General features: G+C 37.5%; 21 protein-coding genes and 1 riboswitch. Of the genes, 13 read left to right on the top strand and 8 right to left on the bottom strand.

Annotated features, from left to right (window positions below; translation table 11 throughout):
- Positions 1-16 precede the first annotated feature (16 nt).
- The 3 genes from CYTFE_RS0122855 to CYTFE_RS0122845 all read left to right on the top strand — a co-directional run bounded on the left by CYTFE_RS0122855 (position 17) and on the right by CYTFE_RS0122845 (position 4434).
- Complete coding sequence (locus tag CYTFE_RS0122855) at positions 17-1534, top strand: bifunctional ADP-dependent NAD(P)H-hydrate dehydratase/NAD(P)H-hydrate epimerase (RefSeq protein WP_027473726.1); 1518 nt, start codon at positions 17-19, stop codon at positions 1532-1534.
- Between the two features lie 128 nt (positions 1535-1662).
- Positions 1663-2772 (top strand): DUF4831 family protein, encoded by a 1110-nt coding sequence (locus CYTFE_RS0122850; protein WP_027473725.1) that lies wholly within the window; start codon positions 1663-1665, stop codon positions 2770-2772.
- A gap of 201 nt (positions 2773-2973) precedes the next feature.
- A complete protein-coding gene (locus tag CYTFE_RS0122845; protein WP_027473724.1) occupies positions 2974-4434 on the top strand; it encodes an aminoacyl-histidine dipeptidase in 1461 nt (486 codons plus the stop codon).
- Positions 4435-4576: 142 nt separating this feature from the next.
- Here the strand turns inward: CYTFE_RS0122845 and CYTFE_RS0122840 are convergent, their stop codons facing one another.
- From CYTFE_RS0122840 to CYTFE_RS0122830, 3 genes are all read right to left on the bottom strand, one after another.
- Positions 4577-6430 carry a hypothetical protein gene (locus CYTFE_RS0122840; RefSeq protein ID WP_027473723.1) on the bottom strand — a complete coding sequence of 618 codons (1854 nt, stop codon included), beginning with the start codon at positions 6428-6430 and terminating at the stop codon, positions 4577-4579.
- Positions 6399-7205, bottom strand: a complete 807-nt coding sequence (locus tag CYTFE_RS27815; RefSeq protein WP_044211789.1) for an ion transporter — start codon at positions 7203-7205, stop codon at positions 6399-6401. Before CYTFE_RS27815 ends, CYTFE_RS0122840 begins: the two co-directional genes overlap by 32 nt.
- Before the next feature lie 201 nt (positions 7206-7406).
- A complete protein-coding gene (locus CYTFE_RS0122830) occupies positions 7407-8852 on the bottom strand; it encodes a monomeric [FeFe] hydrogenase (protein WP_027473722.1) in 1446 nt (481 codons plus the stop codon).
- Between the two features lie 563 nt (positions 8853-9415).
- Here CYTFE_RS0122830 and CYTFE_RS0122825 point away from each other — a divergent pair.
- The 8 genes from CYTFE_RS0122825 (at position 9416) to CYTFE_RS0122790 (ending at position 16393) form a co-directional block, all read left to right on the top strand.
- On the top strand, positions 9416-10096 hold the full coding sequence (locus tag CYTFE_RS0122825; RefSeq protein WP_027473721.1) for an energy transducer TonB: 681 nt from the start codon (positions 9416-9418) through the stop codon (positions 10094-10096).
- Positions 10097-10215: 119 nt separating this feature from the next.
- Complete coding sequence (locus CYTFE_RS32080) at positions 10216-10728, top strand: DUF4837 family protein (protein WP_027473720.1); 513 nt, start codon at positions 10216-10218, stop codon at positions 10726-10728.
- Positions 10611-11216 (top strand): DUF4837 family protein, encoded by a 606-nt coding sequence (locus CYTFE_RS0122815; RefSeq protein ID WP_407689951.1) that lies wholly within the window; start codon positions 10611-10613, stop codon positions 11214-11216. Before CYTFE_RS32080 ends, CYTFE_RS0122815 begins: the two co-directional genes overlap by 118 nt.
- A 202-nt stretch (positions 11217-11418) precedes the next feature.
- A complete protein-coding gene (locus CYTFE_RS0122810; protein WP_044263014.1) occupies positions 11419-12450 on the top strand; it encodes a tetratricopeptide repeat protein in 1032 nt (343 codons plus the stop codon).
- A gap of 174 nt (positions 12451-12624) precedes the next feature.
- Entirely contained in the window at positions 12625-12819 is a 195-nt protein-coding gene (locus CYTFE_RS0122805; protein ID WP_027473717.1) for a hypothetical protein, read from the top strand.
- 124 nt (positions 12820-12943) lie between these two features.
- Positions 12944-13146, top strand: a riboswitch (cobalamin riboswitch).
- Positions 13147-13176: 30 nt separating this feature from the next.
- Positions 13177-14313, top strand: coding sequence for an ABC transporter substrate-binding protein (locus CYTFE_RS27810; protein ID WP_044263012.1), 1137 nt, complete (start codon positions 13177-13179; stop codon positions 14311-14313).
- A 6-nt stretch (positions 14314-14319) separates the two neighbouring features.
- Positions 14320-15366: an iron ABC transporter permease gene (locus CYTFE_RS0122795; RefSeq protein WP_027473716.1), complete on the top strand. Its 1047-nt coding sequence runs from the start codon at positions 14320-14322 to the stop codon at positions 15364-15366.
- Between the two features lies 1 nt (position 15367).
- Complete coding sequence (locus CYTFE_RS0122790; RefSeq protein ID WP_152541632.1) at positions 15368-16393, top strand: ABC transporter ATP-binding protein; 1026 nt, start codon at positions 15368-15370, stop codon at positions 16391-16393.
- Positions 16394-16496: 103 nt separating this feature from the next.
- Here the strand turns inward: CYTFE_RS0122790 and CYTFE_RS0122785 are convergent, their stop codons facing one another.
- The 3 genes from CYTFE_RS0122785 to CYTFE_RS0122775 all read right to left on the bottom strand — a co-directional run bounded on the left by CYTFE_RS0122785 (position 16497) and on the right by CYTFE_RS0122775 (position 18873).
- Positions 16497-17546 (bottom strand): endonuclease/exonuclease/phosphatase family protein, encoded by a 1050-nt coding sequence (locus CYTFE_RS0122785; RefSeq protein ID WP_027473714.1) that lies wholly within the window; start codon positions 17544-17546, stop codon positions 16497-16499.
- Between the two features lie 81 nt (positions 17547-17627).
- Entirely contained in the window at positions 17628-18473 is an 846-nt protein-coding gene (nadC, locus tag CYTFE_RS0122780) for a carboxylating nicotinate-nucleotide diphosphorylase (RefSeq protein WP_027473713.1), read from the bottom strand.
- A complete protein-coding gene (locus tag CYTFE_RS0122775) occupies positions 18466-18873 on the bottom strand; it encodes a DUF4783 domain-containing protein (protein ID WP_044211777.1) in 408 nt (135 codons plus the stop codon). Before CYTFE_RS0122775 ends, nadC begins: the two co-directional genes overlap by 8 nt.
- 108 nt (positions 18874-18981) lie before the next feature.
- Between CYTFE_RS0122775 and rlmH the strand changes: the two genes are divergently transcribed.
- On the top strand, positions 18982-19455 hold the full coding sequence (gene rlmH / locus CYTFE_RS0122770; RefSeq protein WP_027473711.1) for a 23S rRNA (pseudouridine(1915)-N(3))-methyltransferase RlmH: 474 nt from the start codon (positions 18982-18984) through the stop codon (positions 19453-19455).
- 13 nt (positions 19456-19468) lie between these two features.
- Positions 19469-23152 (top strand): sensor histidine kinase, encoded by a 3684-nt coding sequence (locus CYTFE_RS27805; RefSeq protein WP_052343381.1) that lies wholly within the window; start codon positions 19469-19471, stop codon positions 23150-23152.
- Between the two features lie 236 nt (positions 23153-23388).
- On the opposite strand, the gene CYTFE_RS0122760 is transcribed toward CYTFE_RS27805, so the two are convergent.
- Together CYTFE_RS0122760 and CYTFE_RS0122755 are read right to left on the bottom strand one after the other, a co-directional pair.
- Positions 23389-23967: a response regulator transcription factor gene (locus tag CYTFE_RS0122760; protein WP_027473710.1), complete on the bottom strand. Its 579-nt coding sequence runs from the start codon at positions 23965-23967 to the stop codon at positions 23389-23391.
- 3 nt (positions 23968-23970) lie between these two features.
- Entirely contained in the window at positions 23971-24702 is a 732-nt protein-coding gene (locus CYTFE_RS0122755) for a hemerythrin domain-containing protein (protein ID WP_027473709.1), read from the bottom strand.
- Positions 24703-24759 lie beyond the last annotated feature (57 nt).

Genomic DNA, 24759 nt, shown 5'->3' with positions numbered 1-24759 from the left:
AAAAATCATAACAAAAGTGAAGATATTAACCCCAAAACAAACAAGGGAACTCGACCAATTTACCATAGATCACGAACCCATAGCCTCCATTGATTTGATGGAACGTGCTGCACAAAAATGTATGGATTGGATTATCTCAAACATAGATGCCTCCTCCTATTATATTTTTTGTGGAACGGGAAACAACGGTGGAGATGGTTTGGCAATCACACGCATGCTCGATCCTTTTCCTTATAATAAAAAAGCTTTTCTGATTCACTTTTCCGATAAGTTAAGCAAAGATGCGAAACTGAATTACAAACACCTAAAAAAAACAGATGCGGCCTGCCTCAGTCAAATAGATTTTTTGGAGGATATAGATTTCAATCAAATAGAACCGGATGCTATTATTATTGACGCTATTTTTGGATCTGGCTTAAATCGTCCCGTTGAAGGATTGGCCAAATTAGTGATTGAAAAAATAAATGAACTACCCAACAAAGTAATATCCATCGATATCCCTTCAGGCCTTATGGCCGAATATGACGAGTCCTATGCCGGTTCTCCTGCCATAATAAAAGCAGATATCACTTTAACTTTTCAAACTCCTAAACTATCTTTTCTCCTGCCAGAAAACAGCCAATTTGTTGGACATTGGCATGTGTTGGACATTGGCTTGTTAGCAGAATACATTGAAGAACAAAAAGAAACACATGTGTTGGTGGAGAAAGATTATATCACTTCTATTTACAAACACCGCCTCCAACATAGCCATAAAGGAAACTATGGTCACGCCCTCTTAATTGCAGGGTGTTATGGCAAAATGGGAGCCGCAATATTAGCCTCCAAAGGCTGCCTTAAGGCAGGAGTTGGCCTGCTAACAGTGCACGTTCCGCATTGGGGCTACAACATAATTCAATCCAGTGTACCCGAAGCTATGGCAAGTATCGACCGCTCAGAGATGATCTTCACAGAGTTCCCTGAACTAAATGGATTTAATGCCATTGCCATTGGCCCTGGACTAAACAAAAAGAAAAATTCGGTAGTGGCATTTGAAAATATGCTCAGCAAAATAGAACATCACAGCCTGGTAGTCGATGCAGACGGGTTGAATATATTGAGCGAAAACAAACACTTGCTTAATAAACTGCCTCAACAAACCATCTTAACTCCACACCCAAAAGAATTTGAACGCTTGGCAGGCTCTTGGAAAAATGACATGCACAGATTAAAGATACTAAAAGACTTCTGTCAACAATACCAAGTCATCACAGTTTTAAAAGGAGCCTATACCGTCACCTGCATGCCCGATGGCAGATGCTACTTTAATACCACTGGTAATCCTGGTATGGCAACTGCCGGAAGTGGAGATGTATTAACTGGTATAATTCTTGCTTTGCTTGCACAAAATTACCCCCCTGATAAAGCTGCCACCTTAGCTGTATACTTACATGGAAAAGCTGGAGACAAAGCCTTACTTCAGGAATCAAAAGAATCTTTAATAGCCTCTGACATAATAAGGAACCTAGGGAATGCGTTTAAAAGTTTAAATTGAATACAGGGGAAATAAAAAATATTGAATATATGTGTATGGTGAAACGAGCCATGAGAGTGATCTCTCACACAGGTGAATGATTATCACGGCGAGTTCCATATGACCATTAAGAAACAAATTATAAACATATGAAAATTAAAAGATATTATACTTTAATGGCGGGGGCACTCTTGATCTCCTCCTCCATACTTGCGCAAAAAAAAGAAAGCACTCTGGTTGATGTAAAACCCACCAGTCAGGTAGTGGATGCCACCACGCAATCTCTCACCTATATGCTACCTAAAACAAGCATTCGTGTGGATATTGAAATGGAAAAAACAATTAAAAAGGCAGGTCCATACTATAGATACTCACAACGCTATTTAAATCTTAGCAATGTAATAACAGAAGATAGTGAAGAATGGGTTATCAAAGGAGTACACATACATACTTCAGGAAAAGCGGATGAAGACAAAAGGTTTAGTATTTTCACAAAGGGTAACACTTCGGCACAAATGCTCACTTTAACTCCCGAAGGCATCTTGGCTGGCATCAATACAAGCTTACCCTTTTCCACACAGCTCCCCCCAAAAGAGCAACACCCTATACTGAGCCTAGATGAAATTGACTTTGACAATGTAGCGTTAAACGAGGAGTTACTTTACAAAACATCATCGGCAGCCATGGCGCAAGAAGCTGCCAACATGGTGTATCGCTTACGCAGTACACGAACCAATTTGCTTTCTGGCGAGTTAGAAAACCTACCTCCTGACGGAGAGGCATATAACACAATCTTAAAAGAAATTGAGAAACAAGAAAAAGATTTTGTCTCACTTTTTGCAGGCAAAACAATTACAGTATCTCTGACCCGAAGTTTTGAACTAACACCTGATCCATTAAGTAGCTATACCAACCATGTCCTGTGTCGTTTCAATCAACAAAAAGGACTAGTGGATGCCATGGACATTACTGGTACTCCCATTTATTTCAAAATGGATGTGGAGAAAATGAAAGTGTTGAAAAACAACTCCTCGGAACGTTCCAAAGACCCCGCACCAAATGGACTGTTCTATAATCTTCCTGCTCCTGCCACAATTACCATCGTAGATAAAAACACAACAATCGCCTCAAAAAAGGTTAAACTAGCCCAATATGGTCAAGTGATCTCCATGCCCCCTTCTGTTCTCAGCAAGGAAAGTGTCGTCATTGAAATCTGTCCTAAAACTGGTGCTCTATTGTCGGTAAGTAAACAACAATAATTTATATTGCAAATACATTTAAGCAATGGGTTGAAGGATATTAAAAAACGCACCACTTAACCACAATAAAAATAATTTACAGTCAAGATGCCTGATAGTTATCACATACTATCCATTACATTTTAGCTATTTTAGCTAAAAATTAATTTATAAAAACAGGAACGCCAATGACGCCCTGTATTTATCTTAAAAAAAACTTTCATGAACAACGAAATATCAAAATTAGAGCCCGTATCCTTATGGGAGAATTTTTATGCCTTAACACAAATTCCACGTCCCAGCAAAAAAGAAAAAAAAGCAGCCGACTACATTGTTGAATTCGGCAAAAATCTTGGTTTAGAAACCCTCGTTGATGACATTGGTAATGTTATTATAAAAAAGCCAGCCACCCCAGGAATGGAAAACCGAAAAACTGTAGTTTTACAGGGACATATCGATATGGTTCCTCAAAAAAATAGCGATAAGGTTCACGATTTTGAAAAAGATCCTATTGAAACACACATTGAAGATGGTTGGGTAACAGCCAATGGAACTACGCTGGGTGCCGATAATGGTATTGGTGTGGCGGCTGCCATGACCGTACTACAATCCAAAAAAATACAACACGGTCCTATTGAAGCGCTGTTTACCATCGACGAAGAAACAGGTATGACAGGAGCCTTCGGTCTTAAACCAGGATTATTAGCTGCCGACATATTACTCAATATGGATTCAGAAGACGAAGGAGAACTTTATGTAGGTTGCGCCGGAGGTTCCAATGCCAACATGACCTTCGATTATAAAGAAGTTGAGACAAACACCAACACCGTAGCTTTTAAAATATCACTGACCGGTCTGAAAGGTGGACATTCAGGAATGGACATTGTTTTAGGACGGGGAAATGCCAATAAACTAATGTTTCGCCTGCTAAAAGAAGTCATTGCTGCTTACGGCGTTCGCTTATCATCTATTGATGGAGGTAGTTTACGCAATGCAATACCCCGCGAAGCCTTTGCTATTGTTACCGTACCCTCCAATAATGTCATTGAATTTACCGAAACCATAGAAGAGTTTGCAAAAATATACCAAAACGAATTAGCTGCCACGGAGCCAAGTCTTTCTCTAATGGCAGAAAAATGTGAAATGCCAAGCAGTCTAATAGACGAACTTTCTCAAGACGACCTGGTCAATGCCATACAAGCATGCCCCAATGGTGTGATCCGCATGAGCGATAGCATGAAAGGACTTGTGGAGACGTCCCTAAATCTTGCCATTGTAAAATCAGAAGACAAAAAAATAAGTGTTATGTGTCTTATCCGAGGCTCTGTAGACTCGGCCAAAGAAGACGTAGAGTCAACACTGGAAAGTCTTTTTAGATTAGCTGGTGCCCAAGTGGAATTTAGTGGTCAATATCCCGGATGGAAACCCAATCCCCAATCGGAAATCCTAACGGTAATGAAAGAGGTATATCATAAAGAATATGGAAAGACACCCGCAATAAAAGGTATTCATGCAGGCCTGGAATGTGGAATACTGGGTGCTGCTTACCCCAATTGGGATATGATTTCCTTTGGACCTACCATCCGCTCCCCTCACTCGCCGGATGAAAAAGTAAACATAGAAACGGTAGAAAAATTCTGGCACTTTCTGGTAGAAACACTGAAAAATATACCCACAAAATAATTTTGTAGTTTAAAAACCTACAAACGAAATATTGTAATGAAACACGCTCAATTTGTAGGTAGCTCAAAAATTACACTACCCTTATATCTTCCAATATAAGGGTAGTGTAAAATAAAACTCCTAAGAGAATAATTCTTGCCAGTTATTTTTTTATTGCCTTTAAAATCCGATCCTCTTTAATTAAAACATCCTTCATTAAAAGCTGATATGGAAATTGCTTATGTTTTGATTCCCTAAATCCATCCAGAATATTCACTAAAGAACCTGCGGATATTAAAGACAAATTAATTTCAAATTCCAAATCACAATCGTTCACGAAATCATCGCTAAAATCAGGTGCTACAAGTAAAGATTTTACAACATTATAACCTTCCTTTTTTGCCAACTCAACGTAGGATTTTATCTGTCTTGAGACAGAACTAAATTTATTATATCCACTTTCCTTAACTGTTTTGCATTCAATTATAATAATACTATTATTTCCTAAGTTTAACACAAGGTCTATTTTGTTCTTTGAGGTATTTAGTTTTTTCTTCAAAGCCTCATCCACATTAAATCCCAGTTGTTCAAATATCTTTTGAGTCACACACTCAAATTTCAAACCAAGTTCACTTTCCTTAATCAGTATTCCATTCTCCTTTAATTGATTCAAATTTCTAAATCCGATTGCCACATAATTTTCAATCAATAAATTCTCAGCATCTTTGTAGGCATCTAAAATATTTAGCACCAAATCTCCACGTGATTTCAATTCTTTTACAGCAATAAAATATTTCAAATCATCCACAGGTAAAATATCAAGTATATCACGAGGTTTAATATTAAAATCTAAAAGCGTACCACTATTTAGAACAGTTTCTTCAGGCATCTCAAACTCCCTAAGCACCAAACTCTTAAAAGACTTTAACTCCTCATTTAATTCCAAAAGTAGCTTCTCATAACCTTCAACCGAAATCCCGACTTTCTCATCATGTTCTATTTCGTTAAAATACTGTATAATATTTTCAATTTTCTCATCAAGAGTCACACCTTTAAGACTCGACGAGATTCGTAAACCGTTACTCCAAATGTCATTGATTAGTTTTTTCCTATCTGTTAAGTTAGTTCCCTCTTTATGTATTCCATTTTTAAGTAAATTAGTAAATGAAATCCCCTCTTTAATAATTTGCTTAATTTTTAATTCATAATCTAACTCTCTAACATCTATATTATGCTTTCTGCAAATTAGATTTATTTGAGATTCCTTCAATGTTTTTAATACACGGCGGAAGTACTTGTCTGCAATTTCTTTATGCCGCATTTTTCGTAAGATTTTCACAACTTCATCAGCAACATAAATAAGGTTGTTCTTTTTAGAATAAAATACAACTCCTATATTCTTAAGAAATGTTGTAACATGATCAATATCCGATTTTTCGGGAGGAATTATCAAATAATTAATTAATTTCACTTCCTCTTGCGATAGTTCTAACTGCTTAGTTAAAGTTAATAATATGGATAACTCATCATCTGTAATTTTTGAATCCAAATTATGATCACGATCATTCGTATAAGCAGTTTCTACGCATGCTTTATATATTTGGTAATCACGTTTACGGACGTCATCAATATCTGACTTATCCGACTCCAGTTGTGCCTTTAATGCTTTGGTTCTTCTTTTAATATTTACCAACTCCTTTTCATAAAGTCTAGCAAGCCAATCTTGTTTTAAAACATTATTTCCATCCTTTATTAATATATCGATTAATATATCTAACTGTGAGGTAGTATTAACAAATTCAGCTTTAACCGTCGCAGCAAACTCATCTTTTACTAAGTCAAAGACTTTAGCTATATTAATACTATCAACACCTTTTAAATTATTATTACTCTCTGATAATATTTTATCTATCTCCTTGCTATTTTTGGGGTTGCTAGATTTTATATTATCAATAATTTTTAAAAATGAATTTTTTTCAAGCGAATTAACGTTGTCTAGGATCTTCTCGAGTTTCATATTTATCTATTTTGGTAAGCAATTCGGTTAATTTAGAATCTAACTTATCAACCTTATTTTCTAGTTCATTATTATTGTCACTAACCATCGAGTCTACAAATATCGAATTCACAATTGACAGCCCAAAAATCCCACCTGTTAAAACAACAAATATAAAATAAAGGTAGGTGCAGAATGTAGCGATTTCAGAATACCCAATTATTATTTGTTCTGGGATTTCAAACCATCCTTCAATAGTAAATATCTTAAACGTTGAATAAAGTGCAACCATAGGATTCCTAAAATATTCAGAACTGCTATTTTGAAAAAGATAAAATGACAATATCCCTATCATAAAAATATAAATAGAGAAACCTAAGAGTACAAAAACAGATGCTTTTAAAGCACGTTGTACACCTGCTACTAATTCGCCAATATTAGGAATAAACTTCAGAAATCTAAATGTCTTAAATGTACGTAATATCCTAAATACCAAAAAGAAACTAAAGTCTACTAAATTTACATTAAAAATAAAAGTTATTAAGGCAGGCAATGAAAGCATTACCAATACAAAATCGAGCTTATTCCAATTAGATTTAAAATATGTACTGAATCCATATGCTTGACATTTAAAAAACAACTCAAAAATAAATAATGTGGTAATTGAATTATCAATTATTGCAAATATATATTTGTCATGCGGGGATGTAAAATATGCTCCTATAAATAACAATACAGAATTCAATATAATCAGTACTAAAATAACTTTATCGTTTAAGAATAGTCTCTTTACCATACGAACTTTAATTAATCCTCCCGAAATATAACATTAAAAGTATTAAAATTATTGAAAACACACACTATGTAACCATAAGCAATAAATATAACCTATTGATTTTGTAATATTTTAGACATAAACATCAGCCAAATAAAATAAGGATCTAAAAACCTGGAATGTATACTCCGATACATTCCAGGCCTATAAAAAACTATTTCCTTATGCTTTTGTTGCTCCTTCTTGTGCTTTAATAGCCTTTTTAAGCAAGGCCGTTCCGGTTTTATAAGCCGTTATACTTCCCGGTCCATTGATACAACCTCCTTCACATCCCATCACTTCAATAAAATTATAATCAGGAGCCTTTTTACTAAAGGCGCTAAGCAATTTAATATTTTTCTGATTCAATCCATCCACCAAAAACTCCTGAAAAGCATATCCATTGGGGATGCTATGCTTAATGGCCTCAGCCACTCCTCCACTTATGGCAAACCCTCTTGCCTCGGCCGATATACTCGACATAAGAGCCACATTTTCTGCGGTGGCAAAATCTATTTCATAGGCCGTAAAGAATGAATTCAGCTCCTCAAAAGTCAATACAAAATCGATTTGCCCAGACTGGCTGGCCTCATGTCTTTTTGCTAAACAAGGTCCAATAAAGACACGCTTGGCCTTGGGGAATTTTTTTTCGGCCAGTTCAGCTGCATAAAGCATGGGTGATTTGGTATGTGACACATATGGTTGTAACTCTTTCAAATGCTTCTGACTTAAAAGCGTATGTGCCGGACAGCACGAAGACGTAAGAAAGGGGTCCTTTTTTTGGACAGTCTCTATCCACTCCTCCGTCTCATTTTTCGCGGTGATATCAGCACCCTCAGCCACCTCCATGACGTGGGTAAAACCAATGGCTTTAAGAGCTCCCATTATTTGTTCTGGACTGGCTTTAAACTGTCCTAATATAGCGGGTGCAACCATAGCCACTGCCTCCTCATGACTTTTCAACACCTTAGCCAACTGGATAATCTGGGACTTTTCCATTACAGCTCCGAAAGGACAGGCGGTCATACATTTACCACAATAGATGCACTTATCCATATCAATGACTTCAATACCTTCTTCGTTCTTCTTAATAGCTTTTACCGGACATGCCTCTTCACAGGGCACGGGAAGGTAAGCAATCGCATGAAAAGGGCAAGCCTTTTGACACAATCCACAATTGACACACTTTTGATTATCAATCATGGCTTTACCATTCACAACCCTGATAGCATCTTTGGGGCAGTTTACCTGACAAGCTCTACCTGCACAACCTTGACAAAGATTGCTAACCGTGTAATTCACCTGAACACATGAGCTACAGGCTTCATCGATCACTGTCAGATGTTCCTCAGGTATTCCCGTTCTATCCAATGCCTTTTGCGCATATTCGCTCAAAGGAGTAAGTTCATCCTCCTCATCTTCAGTACAAAAGCCCATGATAGCCATGGACTTATATTTGATGACAGCCCGATCCTTATGCACACAACAGCGAATAGGAGTCTTCGACTTTGGACGCATTTCCAAGGGGATACGATCTATTTTTTCAATCAAACGATCTTCCTTTAATAGTTTGATTAAGGTAGTTTGTAGTTCTCTTTTAGTTTGAATTGCGTTGTTAAAATAGGTCATTAGGTAATTTAAGTTTATAGTTTCAAATGTATGATGTACACCTCTTAGGGCAAGAAAAATGAAATCGGCTATTTGAACGTAAAGTATCCAAGAAAGAAAATCCTTCTAAAAAACAATCGTTCAATAACAAAGACATATGTACACTCAAACTGCTCATAAAAGTAATTTATGGGCTGCAAAACTAAGAAAAAATGTAAACCCTTGCGCATTCGTACAGCTTAGAAAGCTCTTACTATAAAGAAAGCACCACTAAGCACCTTCATAAATTAAACACATCACACTATATTACAAGATATTAACACACTTCCAATAAATTCATCCACACCCATACAGCACAAAAAGCTATATTAAAAATGCCTAACACAAAATGGGTCTTTGCGCCCATGTGGGCGTTTTTACACCACCATCCCTCATAATACAAAACTACACAAAATAGCCATACCACACTGTAGTACAAGAACATACAAAACAAACCAATATACATTATAATTTTCGGCATAGGGCTTGGTTAAATAATGGTGTAGCTGACTATTTCAGTTACACAACCACTAAAAAGCTTAATTATGGAAGTTAAAAAAACTAAAAAAGCCGACCTAGAACAAAAACGTTTTATGTTTTTGCAAATAGGTTTTGTAGTGGCTTTAGGCGCTTCGTTAGTTGCATTTGAATGGAAAAGCATTCGGCAAAATCCCGGCGAACTAGCCGATAATTCCATTATGGTCGACGAAGAAGAGATGATTCCTATTATTAGGGAACCTGAACCAGAGGTAGAACAGCCCAAACCCAAACAAATTGTGTTGGAAGAATTGCTGATCGTTGAAGATGATTACGACCTTCCGGAAGATGAATTGGAAATTAATTCAGAATCACTGGAAGATTTGGCCATAACCCTGGAGGAGATGGGTGAAGAGGAAGAAGATCAAGAACCCATTCAATTTTTTGCATTGGCCGACAAACCTGAATATCCGGGAGGAGAGGCTGCATTAAGATCTTTTCTGGCTTCATCAATCCGATATCCCGTTATTGCAGCCGAGAATGGCATTCAAGGAACTGTTTACCTAAATTTTGTCATCAGCAAAACAGGACGGGTAGAAAAAGTAAGCTTACTCAGAGGCGTAGATCCCTCGCTAGACAAAGAAGCAATACGGGTAGTATCCATGATGCCAGATTGGGAGCCCGGCAGACAAGGAAACCGTCCGGTACCTGTATCTTATCAGGTACCCATCAAGTTTGCCTTGCAATAATCATATGTTAATAATATAGTGGCTTGCAAGTAAAACCTTTAACAAGCAAAAATTACATTCTTAGATATAACTGCCTCGTTTTCCCTTTCGAGGCAGATTTTTAACCTAAAAAAAACACCATGAATATTCACAAAACACGTTCATTCTCCCACCATAATAGCCTCATCCTCATCTTATTCTATTTCGCATCAGCTTGCCAACCTCATGGAGGCTCCATTAAAAGCCGATCCATTGGAGCACCGGGTGAACTTTTGGTAGTTATGGACACCCAGCTGCAACATTCTCAAGTAAAAAAGATGATTGCTGACTTTGCCAACGAAGAATTTCCTTGCATACCACAACCTGAAGCTACCTTTAAGCTATCCAATATAAAACCCAATGATTTCGAAGGCCATTTTAAGGCCTACCGAAACATCATTATCATACGGCAAAAAAAATCAAAAATACCAATATACGTTACAAAAAAAACGTTTGGGCAACACATCAACAGCTCATCGAAATCGACATACCCAATATTGCTTCATTTAGCACCGCATTTGAAGAGCATCGCACTCGCATTTTCAATTTCTTATATGAAGGTGACATCAAAACCATGCAATTGGCAAACCAGAAAGGCGCAGATCAAAAATTAAGTCATTATATACACAAGAAGTACGGAATAAACATGGCTCTGCCCAAAGGTTTTAAATTAATGAAAGATACCGCAGACTTTTGTTGGTTCACATTTGATCGACTGGCTACATCCACCCACATTGTGATACAATCTTTTAATATAAAAAATTTATCTTCCATCAATAATGAATACTTAGTTTATCTCCGTGATTCTATAGGTAAGGCATTTATTCCCGGACCATCAGAATTAAGTTATATGCAAACTGAAAAAAGGCTTCCGGTTATGGCCAAAAACAAACAAATCAACAATATGAACATCACAGAAATCCGTGGTTTATGGAAGGTCGAGGGTTTCTTTATGGGAGGACCATTTGTTAACTATTTTATAAGAGATAAGGCCCATGACAGGTTATTAATGATTGACGGCTTTATCTACGCACCACAAAAACAAAATAAAGCACACTATGTAAGACAGATGGAGTCCATATTACGCTCTGTTAAAATTTAATAAATATGACAGTCTGGACATATTTAATGAGCTCAGTTAAATTTTTCTATGTAATTTCACCTTTTTTAAGAATAACCCAGCGGAATACTCTTTGGTTGTTATCATATAGAAAATCAATCAACATGCCAAGGCACAACAACATTTATTGTTCTCAGTAAAAGCCAAGGCATCAGCAATGAGGCTTTTGCTAATTTTTAAACTTATGAATGCTAAATTAATCATTACGATATTGCTATGTATGTGGCTGGCTCCTTCATTGGCAGGTGCCCAAAATTCTGATTTTGAAACCATCGTATCCAGAGGTATGACAGACTATCACAACGGCAAATACGAAAATGCGCTGTCCTGGTATAAACAGGCCTATCAGATGAACCGTAACTCCGAGTTGGTTTGTTACCAGATAGCGGCCACTTATCTAACATTGCAAGACTATGAATCAGCCGCAATTTACAGCAGCAAACTACTAAAGAAAGATGGTGAATATAGCAAAGATGCTTATTTAATCAATGCCTCAGCATGGGAGAATCTGGGCAGAACGAAAAAAGCCAGAAAGATCTATCGCGAAGCCCTAAAAAAGCACCCATCCAACTACCTTTTACACTACAACCTAGCATTATCCTGCTTTAACAATCACCAGATGGAAGAAGCAATGGAGCATACCATCTCTGCCATTGAGATATACCCAGCACACGCCAGCAGCCACCTTTTATTGGCATATACCATGTTCGATATGGGAGAACGTGTACAGAGCATGCTGCCTTTGTATTATTTTTTACTACTGGAACAAGACAGCGACCGTAGCTCTACGGCCTATGACATGCTGGAATCATTATGGAACCAAGGCGTTCGTGTGAAAGGACAACGAGATATTCAACTGATTAAAGCCGGATTTAATTATGGCGAGTTTGCCAATGCAGAATTAGCTGTAAGCATGATTCAACCATCTGATTTTTCGGAAGACCATGCAAAATCAAAAGTTAAAAATAAACTATTAAATAAATTCGTTAGCAACAGCACAACTCTCTTCAAAGTACTGGAAGAATCAGCTGTTGATAAAGACGGGTTCTGGTGGGATTTTTATGTCAACTTCTTTTCTAAATTACACAGAAATGAGTTAGATGAAGCTTTTAGCTATTACATCAGTGGCTGCCGTTTTAACCAGGATGTATTATTGTGGATGTCAGAAAACAACCAGGAGTTTCAAGAGTTCTCTTCATGGATGGAGGCGCAATAGCTCGAACTCCTTTCTCCATTAAAACATCCCAATACTCATAAGAAAAGAGCAATCCATCCAACAATATCTTTAATCCATAAAACCAAATAAACTTTATACAACAATTTTGAATCAAATTAGCACTCTGCTCGTATCAATCATAAGCATTTAAAAACTAGTAAAAAAAATAGAATTATGAGCAAGATTAAAACAAAACACTTTCAATACACCGGAGTAGATGATTTTGATAAGGCCATTGATTTGCAAATCAACGACTTTATTGATGATAATAATGTTGGACCGGACAATGTTGTTGATATAAAATATTCTGCACACTCAAGTCAGGAAGTGAATACCTACTCGGCTTTACTTGTGTATATCGAGAAATAATTTTTGCCCACCAAAATATAAGGGGTCGTTACCAAAGGTGGCGACCCTTTTTTTGTGTGTTTTTTTAATGTATTTTTGCCACCATCTATTTGAAGCATTGTTACTATTATATAGTGACTACAGCACAAAATGGAGGTAGTGTGGTATTGCACATAGCATTATAAAAGGGAATCCTGTAAGCTTCAGTTTAGGAGGGAGTCAGGAACTGTGCCCGCAGCCGTATTCTGCCCAGACTATGGGTGAGCGTTCCATCACTGTCTGCCAATAGGCAGATGGGAAGATGCTCCAAAAGAAAGTCGGAAAACCTGCCACAAAAATAATTATAAATAATCGTTTAACTTTCGGGAAATTAAAGTGATGACAGTAAAAAAAAATGGATGGTTAGTGGTGCTTGTACTAGCACTGATGGCCTGTAACCAAAAGCAAAGCAGTAAAAAAATCGGTCAGGACAAACTAAAGGCTGACACCATCTATCAGCCCAAGTATGCCAACCGTTTTTCCATCAAATACTTTAAAGATCATAAAAAAATAGAGGTACGTCATCCTTGGGACGACAATGCTGAACCCCTCATTACATTGCTATCCGACAATGAACAATTCTTAAAAGATCACCCTTCTGCCATCAAAATACCGGTGGAGAAATGGATTTCAGTAGCCTCTACCCAGATATGCTATGCCAATGAACTTCAAGTTTTGGATCAACTGGTTGGCATGGCGGAACCTCAGTATGTAAGTAATCCAAAAGTAAAACAAGGTTTAAAAGAAGGTAATATACGCAATATAGGAACTGCCTTTGCCCCTGACTTAGAATTACTGCTAGCCCTAAACCCCGATATGATGATGGTATCTCCTTTTAAAGAAGATTTTTATGACCCCATACGGAGTGCAGGCATTAAAATCACCACCAACAGCAGCTACCTTGAAAATACACCCTTGGGAAGAGTGGAGTGGTTGGTATATGTGGCGGCCTTTTTTAATAAGGAAGAGGAAGCTATTGTAAAAGTAAATGAAATTGCACAACGGTACCATAAGGTAAAGACCATCGCCACCAGTTCAAAGAACAAACCCAGTGTATTTCTAGGCAAAGTGTACCAAGGTGTTTGGTATACAGCGGCTGCTGAGAGCTATAATGCCAACTTTTTAAATGATGCTGGCGTTCATTATGTTTTTAAGGATAGACATGGAACCGGTTCGCATAGCTATGACTTTGAAACTGTATATGAAGCTGCCGGACAATGCGATTACTGGTCCATCACTGTTAATTATGAAGAGGAGTATAGCTATTCACTGCTGAAGAATGAAGACAGTCGCTATGCCGATTTCAAAGCCTTCAAAGATAAAAACATAGTCTTTTCTAATACAAATCATTCGATGTTATACGAAAAGGGCTTACTGGAACCGGATGTTGTCTTATCTGATCTGGTAAAGTTATTTCACCCTACACTTATGCAGGATCACAAATTGGTATATTATAAAAAATTATCAAAAGAATAATCCAGTATGCAATATAAACACGCAAAAGGGAGAAAACATTATGCATTTTTGGTGTTGACCATATTGCTAATTGGGTTGTTTATTCTTAACATCTCTCTGGGATCGGTTTATATCCCATTTCAAACCGTAGTAAAATGGATGTTGGGCTTTCCTATCGATAACGAAATTTGGCAAAACATCCTGCTTAAATCCCGTTTTCCCACTGCAATTACTGCCTTGCTGGCAGGTGCAGGTTTGGCGGCAGGAGGACTTCAAATGCAAACCTTATTTAGAAATCCACTGGCAGGCCCCTCCATATTAGGCATCAGCTCTGGTGCAGGACTAGGTGTTGCTATAGTCGTGCTACTTCTGGAAGCTCTCAAGGGAATCTCACTTTCCAGTCTGGGGTGGTTTGGCTCGCTTACCATTACCGGAGCTGCCTTTGCCGGTGCCTTTTGGGTATTGTTTATGGTTCTGTTTCTGGCCCGAAAGCTAAAAAATAACGCCATGTTATTAATCGTTGGTATCATGGTTGGCTATGCTTCCAGTGCCATCGTAGGCCTCCTACAATTCATCAGCAGCAAAGAGGATGTTCAGGCTTTTGTGATATGGGGATTGGGGTCATTCAATAACCTTTCCTGGGAAAAGCATGTTATCTTTATACCAATGGTCCTTGTGGGCTTAATTGGATCATTATTCTTAATTAAACCCCTGAACGTATTATTACTTGGCGAAAATTATGCAGCTAATCTAGGCTTAAACATTAAAAGATCCAGATTCAGCATTTTAATCGTTACAGGTTTACTCACTGCAACGGTTACTGCATTCTGTGGACCAGTTGCTTTTTTAGGTTTGGCTGTTCCTCACCTATGCAAAGGAATATTTAAAACTGCCGATCACTCCATCTTAATTCCCGGCGTTATTTTATTTGGTGGTGTTCTGGCATTATTATGTCATTTAATAGCCCGCCTTCCTGGCCTAGATGGCACTTTGCCTATCAATGCAGTGACCTCTCTGATTGGGGCACCTATTGTGGTTTACGTAATTCTAAAACGACGCAGTTTAATACAATAACATGAAGGATATGCCACAAAATATGTTTTTAGCTACCGAAAATCTGGCCGTGGGTTACGATAAGCATGGCGAACCTTTACATCAAAATATTCAAGTAAGCATTAAAGCTGGACAGTTCATTTGTCTCTTGGGACCCAATGGAGCTGGCAAATCCACTCTGATAAAAACATTATCCGGCTTCTTAAAACCTCTGTATGGCCAGGTTTGGTACGGTCAGGATAAAATAGAAACCCTGAGCGAAGCGCACCGTGCCAAAAGAGTTAGCGTTGTACTAACTGACAGACTAGATGTACAAAACCTAACTGTTTTTGAACTCGTAGCATTGGGAAGAACACCTTATACCGGATTCTTTGGTAAACTCATGAAGAAAGACGTAGAACTGGTTCTTCATGCCATTGAGGAAGTGGGACTCAATGGTTATGCCCAGAAACCCATTGACAAAATGAGTGATGGTGAACGACAAAAAGCAATGATAGCCAAAGCACTGGTACAAGAAACACCCTTTATTATACTGGATGAACCTACCGCATTTTTAGACTTGCCTGCTAAAATTGAAATCATGCAATTACTACGTCGCCTATCTAGAAATAAAAACAGAGGCATCCTTTTATCAACGCATGACCTAGAGATGGCTTTGCAGATAGCCGACAAAATTTGGCTCCTGGCACAAGGTAGAACCCTACAGGAAGGAATACCGGAAGACCTGGTTCTATCAAATGACTTCAAGTGTTTTTTTGAACGTGAAGGCATTGAATTTGATAATATAACAGGCAGTTTTTTATACCATAATATTCAACGAAAGCCTATCTCAATCGTTGGTACAGGAGTAGCCAGCACCTGGGTCAGCAGAGCATTATACCGTATTGGTTTTGAACCTGTCATTGATAAGTGCGAATGGAAAGTAATGGTGAACTCAGACCACAACCCTTATTATAGTTTATATTTCAAGGATCAACCTTTAGGCAAACATCACTCAATAGAAGAATTACTAAATGCCATCACAGAACAAGGCAAAAAAAATAAGTAATTTCCAAAAGAATAAGGTCAAAAGTAGGCACAATAATCTTTTAAAATCATAATTACTCTAGGCCGAAGCAAATGACATTCTGATAGTGATACAAAAAAAGATCTTAATCTTTAACCGAAGACAGCACCATATAAACAGGCAAATGGTCACTATAACCGTTCAAATACTGGCTTCCTCCGTAAGTACGCAATAGATAACCTTTATAATCACCCTCTTTTTGAATCAGATAAGGTTTATGATAAATATATACCGAGTCGAATTCATACCCATGGGTGGGGTTTAGAAATCCTTGTGAGATAACCAACTGATCAAATAAGTTCCATGTGCCTTTATAATACAGTGTTCCATTACCTTGAATAAAATTCTTAGCCAAGGGATTATACAGAGCCTGTTGATTCAGTGTTTTTTTAGTTACATGTGCATCCAGGTGAATACTAACAGACACATCCGTTGGGTTATCATTTAAGTCGCCCATGGTTATGATCTTCGCATGCACATCCTGCAAGAGCAGCGAGTCTATGATATGTCTGTTCAGCAGAGCAGCAGCCTTTCGTGAAGCTATACTTCTTTCCTGTCCACCATATCTACTGGGCCAATGATTAACAATAATATGCATCCGATCACCGTTCAATTTACCCGTCACAAGCAATTGATCTCGGGTATAGAGCCTCTCTCCACTTTCATTATCTCGGATAAATAAAGGATATATTTTTGCTGTGGACAAGGAAAATGCACTAGCCTTATAAAGCAATCCAACATCAATTCCTCTTTTATCCGGAGAATCAAAATGCACGATAGCATACCCCTTATCTTTTAAATGATCCGTATGAATTAAATCCTCCAAAACAGTCCTATTTTCCACTTCGCTCACACCAATCAGACTAGGTCCATCCATACCTTGATCGGCGCCCAGGTCGGCAATGACCTTACTTAAATTATTTAATTTTGAACGATAACGTTGGGTGTTCCATGCCTTTGAACCACCAGGGGTAAACTCCTCATCAAAAATGCCACGATCATCGATGGTATCAAAAAGATTCTCCAAGTTATAAAAAGCAATCACATGTGTCTGTTGCGTCTCCTTAGGATTGCTGGTAGACTTACACCCATTGAATATGAGAGTCAGCAAAAAAATAAAAACCAAATATCGCATTAGAACTTAATAGTTTGCGTTAATTTTATTGTGTGCAATATACATCAGATACAAGTCCTTGCGAACACTCGTCTACCAAATCTATAGTGCTTTTAAACTTAAATCTAAACTTTTTATGTGATGCGTAAGGGCACCTACTGAAATAAAATCAACACCACACTCAGCATAACTTCTAAGTGTATCGAGGGTTATACCACCTGATGATTCTGTTTCAAACTTACCATTGATGAGTTCCACTGCCTTTTGTGTATCTTGGGGGCTAAAATTATCCAGCATGATACGATGAATTCCGCCCACACGCATTACCTCTTCCAGTTCTGCAAAATCTCTCACCTCCACTTCAATTTTTAAATCCTTGCCTTTTTCTTTTAGATATTGATGCACTGCTCCAATGGCTTTTTCTATTCCGCCAGCATAGTCAATATGGTTATCCTTCAACATAATCATATCGAACAAACCCATTCGATGGTTTACACCACCTCCTATTTTAACAGCCAGCTTCTCTAACTCTCTCAATCCGGGTGTTGTTTTTCTGGTGTCCAGTACTTTTGTTTTTAGACCTGCCAATTTCTGTACGTAAATATTTGTACGTGTGGCAATACCACTCATACGCTGCATAATATTCAGAACCAGTCTTTCAGCTTTAAGGATATCAAGCACTTTTCCTTCTATCTTAAAAACAATATCTCCGGGTTTTACAACTGCACCATCTGTAACAAACACCTCAATAGCCATATTAGGGTCGAATTTTCTAAACACCTTTTGTGCTATATCCACTCCTGCTATGATCCCCTCCTCTTTCACCAGCAGTTGAGCTTTACCTAAAGCCGTTTTAGGAATACATGCTTGTGAGGAGTGATCTCCATCCCCTACATCCTCTCGGATAGCCTTATCTATAATGCCATTAAGCACCTCTTCTTTAATCATCTTGTCGTTCAATTCTTAATTGGTGAATATAGGTTTTTGAGTCCTTATTTTTGGTTAAAAAATAGAACCTATAATTGGTACTACCACTTTGATATTTTCCAATAGCAAAGGATGAACTCTCTCTAATACCCTGATGAATCACTCGAAAACTTGTCACTGGGTTTTTCTTAAAAAATTCATTCAATACTAGTTTTGCCTGCGCATCACTACATACGCCTGTTTTTTCGGGTAAAACCAGCTCTATTTTACTGTTGAAGTATTTCGATAATTCATCGGCATCAGCAGCATTGGTAGCTTGGACTATTGCGCTAGGAAATTGCGCATGACCGGCTGTTGATAGCATCAAAAATAACGCGACAACAATTTTTCCGCTGATGGATGTTGATCTTTGAATATTCATTAGTTCAACTTTTGGTTACACAAAAATAAACAATTACAAATATTAAACCATTTAGTATGATTGTTTTTGTGTTATTTTTACATTCTTGAAAATATACAAGGTATACGCATGAAAATAATATTAGTTTTAATAGGTAAGACCGATGAGTCATACTTAAACACAGGAATCAAGAAATATTTGGATCGTCTTATTCATTATATACCTTTTGAGATGAAGGTAATACCAGATTTGAAGAATACCAAAAACATGACCGAAGAACAGCAAAAAAATAAAGAAGGAGAGTTAATTCTTCAACAGATTCAGCCAGGTGACGAAATGATACTCCTGGATGAAGGAGGAAAAATTTTCTCTTCGAGAGAATTTGCGAGTTTTATGGAACAAAAGTTGTTACGTGGACTAAAAAGGCTGGTCTTTGTCATTGGCGGTCCATATGGTTTTTCAAATAATGTTTATCATAAGGCAAACGGGAAAGTATCTTTATCAAAAATGACATTCTCACATCAGATGGTGCGCCTGATTTTTGCTGAACAAATATACCGGGCAATGACTATTTTAAAAAACCAACCCTATCATCACGACTAAAACGGATGGCTTCATGCAAAGGCTAAAAAAATATTCAAATTACAATTGGCAATACATATTTTTTGTTGTTTCATTATTGTTGGTGGCACTATTTTCATGGGCATACCATAGCTATAACCATCATTCTTTTAACGCTATTCGTTTTCAAAATTCCCTGCACCAAAAAAGCAAAGAAGCAGAGGTGTTTGCCGAACGATTTACCGAGAAGTTAAGGCCGGGCCAGGAATGGATAGCAGTTGACTCCACAGAGAACATGAAACCTCAGGGCGTTGAGATATTAGTATACAAAAACGATTCCTTAAAAGCCTGGACAAACCAGGTACTTCCCTACCAAGAAGAGAGTATTTCCTTATTAAGCCGCCGAGTAGTTAAACTAACAAACACCTGGTATATTATCAAACGTATACCCTTTTCAGAATGGGACATATTTACTTTGGTCAGCATTAAAACAGAATACCCCTTTAACAATGCTTTTTTAAAAGACGAATACGCCATCAGTCTACCATTGGTTCTATGTCATCAAGTGGTAGTAAACAAAAAAGCCAAGGGTGTAAAAGTAAAAGATATAGATGGCAACTATCTGTTTACTGCACAAGAGTGTGAAACCTCTGACCCCACCTATGCCAACTGGGCCGTTATATTTATGTTTATCACACTTCTAATGTACGTTCAGATAGTTATACTCAACATAAAAAAACAAGATTGCTGTGTCCGAAATAATATGGTCTTTTTAATTAGTTTGCTAAGCAGTGGGGCATTCTATTACCTACATATCAAATACTTTTGGCCAGGAATCGTTTATAAAACCACTCTATTTTCTCCACTCTATTTTGGCGCATCCGATATTTTTCCCAATATGGGTAGCATGTTGGTGTTAGCCCTACTTATTTTTTGCGAATCTTTTATTTTCTATAAATATGTAAACCCTCCTCAATTACTGGAGAAACTCCCCTCCTCCAGACTAAAAAAATATATATTGGTGGCCATTTCCATGTTATTCTGTTTTCTTTTCTGGCATATTCAAAATAACATTGTCACACAACTAGTTTCTCATTCCGCTTCTGCCCCTATTTTATTCAGGATCACAGACATAGGCAGCTTGGATGCGGCACGATTATTTGTAATTAGCCTACTATGGCTGTCCGTGGTGTTGGTGATGGAAAAAACAATCAAGGTCTTCCTGCCCCAATTAAGTAAGAAACACCTATCCTGGATTATCGTAACTTCCATGCTATTGGCTGCTTCACTGCGGTTTGAAGTATTATATCTTTTGTCGGTCCTTGTATTTATGGTAATATACTTCATGCTGGTTTGGGTTACCCGCCGAAAAAGCTACCATGCCTACAACACTTTTATCTGGTTTGTATTTGTGTTTGCCTTTTATGCCGTTTACACCTTTTACTATCATAACATTCACAAGGAACGACAAGAAAGAAAGTTGCTGGTAGAAAATCTGTCCTTTAAATTATTACAGGAAGAAGACCCCTTAACGGAACTACTACTAAAAGAAGCTGAAGATTTAATACAGCATGATTCAATTATTGTTTCGGAGTTATGCAAACCAACTATCAATGTTGAGAAACTAAAGAAATACATCGAAAAAACCTATTTACTCAGATATCTAAAAAGATATGACTTACAAGTAATACCATGCTGGCCGGGAGGTGATTTAAAATTAATCAACGATGACAATACATACAATTGCTACGCTTATTTTGACAGGCTATTGAGGGAAAAAGGAACGCAAGTGATGGGAAGCCAACATTTTTACTTTTTAAAAAATAACGCCGGAGTAATAACCTATTTTGGAATCTTCCGTGTCAATAAAGGTAACCCACAAACAGAAACAAGCATGTATATAGAGCTGGTTTCCAAGCCTTTCTACGAAGGCCCTGGATATCCCGAACTATTGCTCTCCGAACGAGAATCCAAATTAAGAGAACCTTTGGTTAATTACTCCTACGGAAAATATATAGATGGCCTTCTAGCTAAACAGAGTGGCGATTTTGCCTACCCCATACATTTGGAACGAATAACGAATTCGCAAAAAGATTTTGAAGTCTATTACTACGAGGACTATTCCCACATGACCTTTCATCCGGCTGAGAATGTATGTGTGGTGCTATCCATGCCCAAAGTTGGACTATCCATGATTTTGGTTGCTTTCTCGATCTTTTTTATATCATTTTTCATTTTTGGAGCCCTACTCATTATTGCGACGCGCGCTCGTCGCGAACGTTTTATCTATATTTTTTCGGTCCAAGAAAGAATTCAAATTGCATTTATTGGACTCATGCTTGCCCTCCTGGTTGTGGTAGCAGGAGGATCAGTGTGGCAAACTATCAGGCGATTTGAGATCAAGAATAATCAAATGCTCTCAGAAAAAACCAAATCGGTGCTTATGGAGCTCGAACACAAAATTGGTTCTGAAAAAGAGCTTACTCCCGATATGGAAGAATACCTCACAAGCTTGCTCATGAAATTTTCAACGGTGTTTTATACCGATATTAATTTATATAATACCGAGGGCAGACTCATGGCTACCTCGCGTCCCGAACTGTTCGACAAGGGCTTATCAGGCCACCTGATGAACAGTCGTGGCTTTATTGAGCTAAGTAAAAATGGAGAGCTAGAATACATACATAGAGAGTCAATTGGTAAGTTGGAATATTTATCGGCCTATGTTCCACTTTATAATATGAATAACCATCTATTAGCCTACCTAAACATGCCCTACTTTGTTGGAACAAGTGAGTTACGAGAAGAAGTATCTGCACTGGTCATGGCCATCGTGAACTTCTACCTAATCTTTTTAATCGTAGTTATTGCTTTAACGGTGGTGGTTTCTCGAAGAATTACCCACCCCCTACTAGTGGTTCAGAGTAAACTAAGCCAATTAAAGCTAGGAGGCAAAAATGAGAAAATTGAATACAAAGGGAACGATGAGATTGGACAATTGGTGAAACAATACAATTGCATGGTGGATGAGATGGCTGCCAGTGCTGAAAAGTTAGCCAAATCAGAACGAGAATCTGCATGGCGTGAGATGGCTCGACAAATAGCTCATGAAATCAAAAACCCACTAACACCCATGAAATTGAGCATCCAATACCTGGAAATGGCCAGAAGAAACAACGATGCAAGCTTTGATGAAAAACTAAAACGTGTTTCTTCAACATTAATTGACCAAATTGATAAATTATCATCCATCGCATCAGAGTTCTCCAATTTTGCAAAGATGCCTATTGCCAAACGCAAACGGATAAATGTAGTGGAAGTTCTTATGCAATGCGTAACACTATTCGATAAATCTAAGGAAGTAAATATATGGGTAGACAAAAATGGAATCGAGGAATACTATATTTATGCTGACGGGGAACAATTAATCAGCGTTTTCAATAACCTCCTGCAAAACGCTATACAATCCATTCCCTCCAAAAGAAAAGGAGTAATTCATGTAAATTTAAAGCAAGATGAAAGGACAATCATCATCCAAATAAAAGACAATGGAAAAGGTATATCGGAAGTAGCACAGGAAAAGTTATTCATTCCCAATTTCACCACCAAATCATCTGGCATGGGACTTGGCTTGGCCATTGTTAAAAACATTGTTAAAAACTCACAAGGAGATATTTGGTTCGAAACCCAAGTTGATAAGGGTAGTACCTTTTACGTTCGCTTTCCCATTTACGAATGACTTGTTAAAAAAACACTGGAAAAACATATCTCCGCACAAGTACAACCCCACCACATTTACTGTACTATGGTTGTGCTTGTGTGGTGTCATCAGGAATTTATGGGAAATCGTTTTTCAAAATCTCTTTCCCATATTCATGCCCCCAATATTTCTGATCAATTATATAAGTTATCAATTGAATCAAAGATCCCTGCTTCACCAATTATAATTCCGTGATCTGTCTCTTCAACCACAAGCTAAGAAATATCCTCCAACTGTATCAGTTTATTTAAAATAGCATAAACCGTTAAACCCGATACTGTTTTAATACCTAATTTACGGGTAATATTTTTACGATGGGAGATGACGGTGTGCGTACTAATAAACAACTCATTGGCCACTTCTTTATTGGTTTTACCCAATGCTACCTTTTGCAGCACATCTTTTTCCCGCTCACTTAATTCCTCCGAATTATCCTGCTGCGTAACATTGTGTTGAACCGCTTTAACCTGGCTACGCAATTTATTCAACAGAATGGGTTTTGAATCAAATACCGACAAAGTTGTTTCGTTACCATCATCAGGTAAAGGGGAGTTGAAAATAGATATAACACGAGCGTCCGGTGCACATTTCTTAATCAAGGCGTCAGCACCTACCAAACTACTGATAGTCGTATTAATCAATAAAATATGAGGTGCCGAGGACTGTAAAAGCTCATGCAGCTCATCCAAATTTTGTGTTTCTTCAATTTTTGTGACCGCTTTTAATTCATGAAGGATAGTTGACAATCCTTTTCTAACCAGATAGGACGGTTCTGCCACGAGTATTCTAACCATGCCCTATTCGTTAATATTATTAAGTTCCTCTTCCATTTTTCTCACCCTGGGTATTAATATTTTTTCTTCCAGTTTAGAATGATCTTTTAAATCTTGCTCTAACCTAAAGATATCGAAAAGCAAGGCATTATATTTACAATTGTCAGTTGGAGGAGGAAGGTACTTTATAAGAATATTCTTTAAATCGAAAAGTTTCTCTTCAATATCATTATGTTCTTCCAAGTATTTTCCGATGCTATAATTCAAAAAATATTTCTTATAGTTATCGGTTAGCTTATTTTGTTCAATGCTTTTTGCCAGCTCGAGAACAAAAGGGAAGACCATTTTTTCTTCCAGTTCAATATGTATACTGAACTCGCGAATATATTCTGTAATAAAATTTCTTATGAGCTCATAACTTTCGGCCGTTCCTTTCAGATCAGCCTCCAGCTCAGTAATTTTAACTTGTATTTCAGGAATTTTTTGCTCGAGATAGTTATGATGTGTTCTACGAAGATAGTTAACCAACCATTCGGGTTTAAACTGTAGAAGTTTCTCTTTCGGAAAATAATCGGTGTCATGAAAAGCATTGGCCAACTGCACAAAAAAGTCCACATCCACCTCATGCTCTTCACATACCTCTTTGATGGTTTTCTCACGAAAACCTAAGGGAATACCAATTCTTTGAACAAAAGCCAATAGCTGAAAATCCTGGTGGATTAAATCAGCCATTTTCATATCAGCAGTTATAAGCATAGCATCATTTTTTGAACAAAGCTAATGCTAATTTAAAACCTTTCCAAATAAGAAGCC

The organism is Saccharicrinis fermentans DSM 9555 = JCM 21142 (assembly GCF_000517085.1).
In the GTDB taxonomy this organism is placed as follows: domain Bacteria; phylum Bacteroidota; class Bacteroidia; order Bacteroidales; family Marinilabiliaceae; genus Saccharicrinis; species Saccharicrinis fermentans.
The sequence above is the reverse complement of the archived record's forward strand: the minus strand, read 5'-3'. Positions and strand labels throughout refer to the sequence as shown.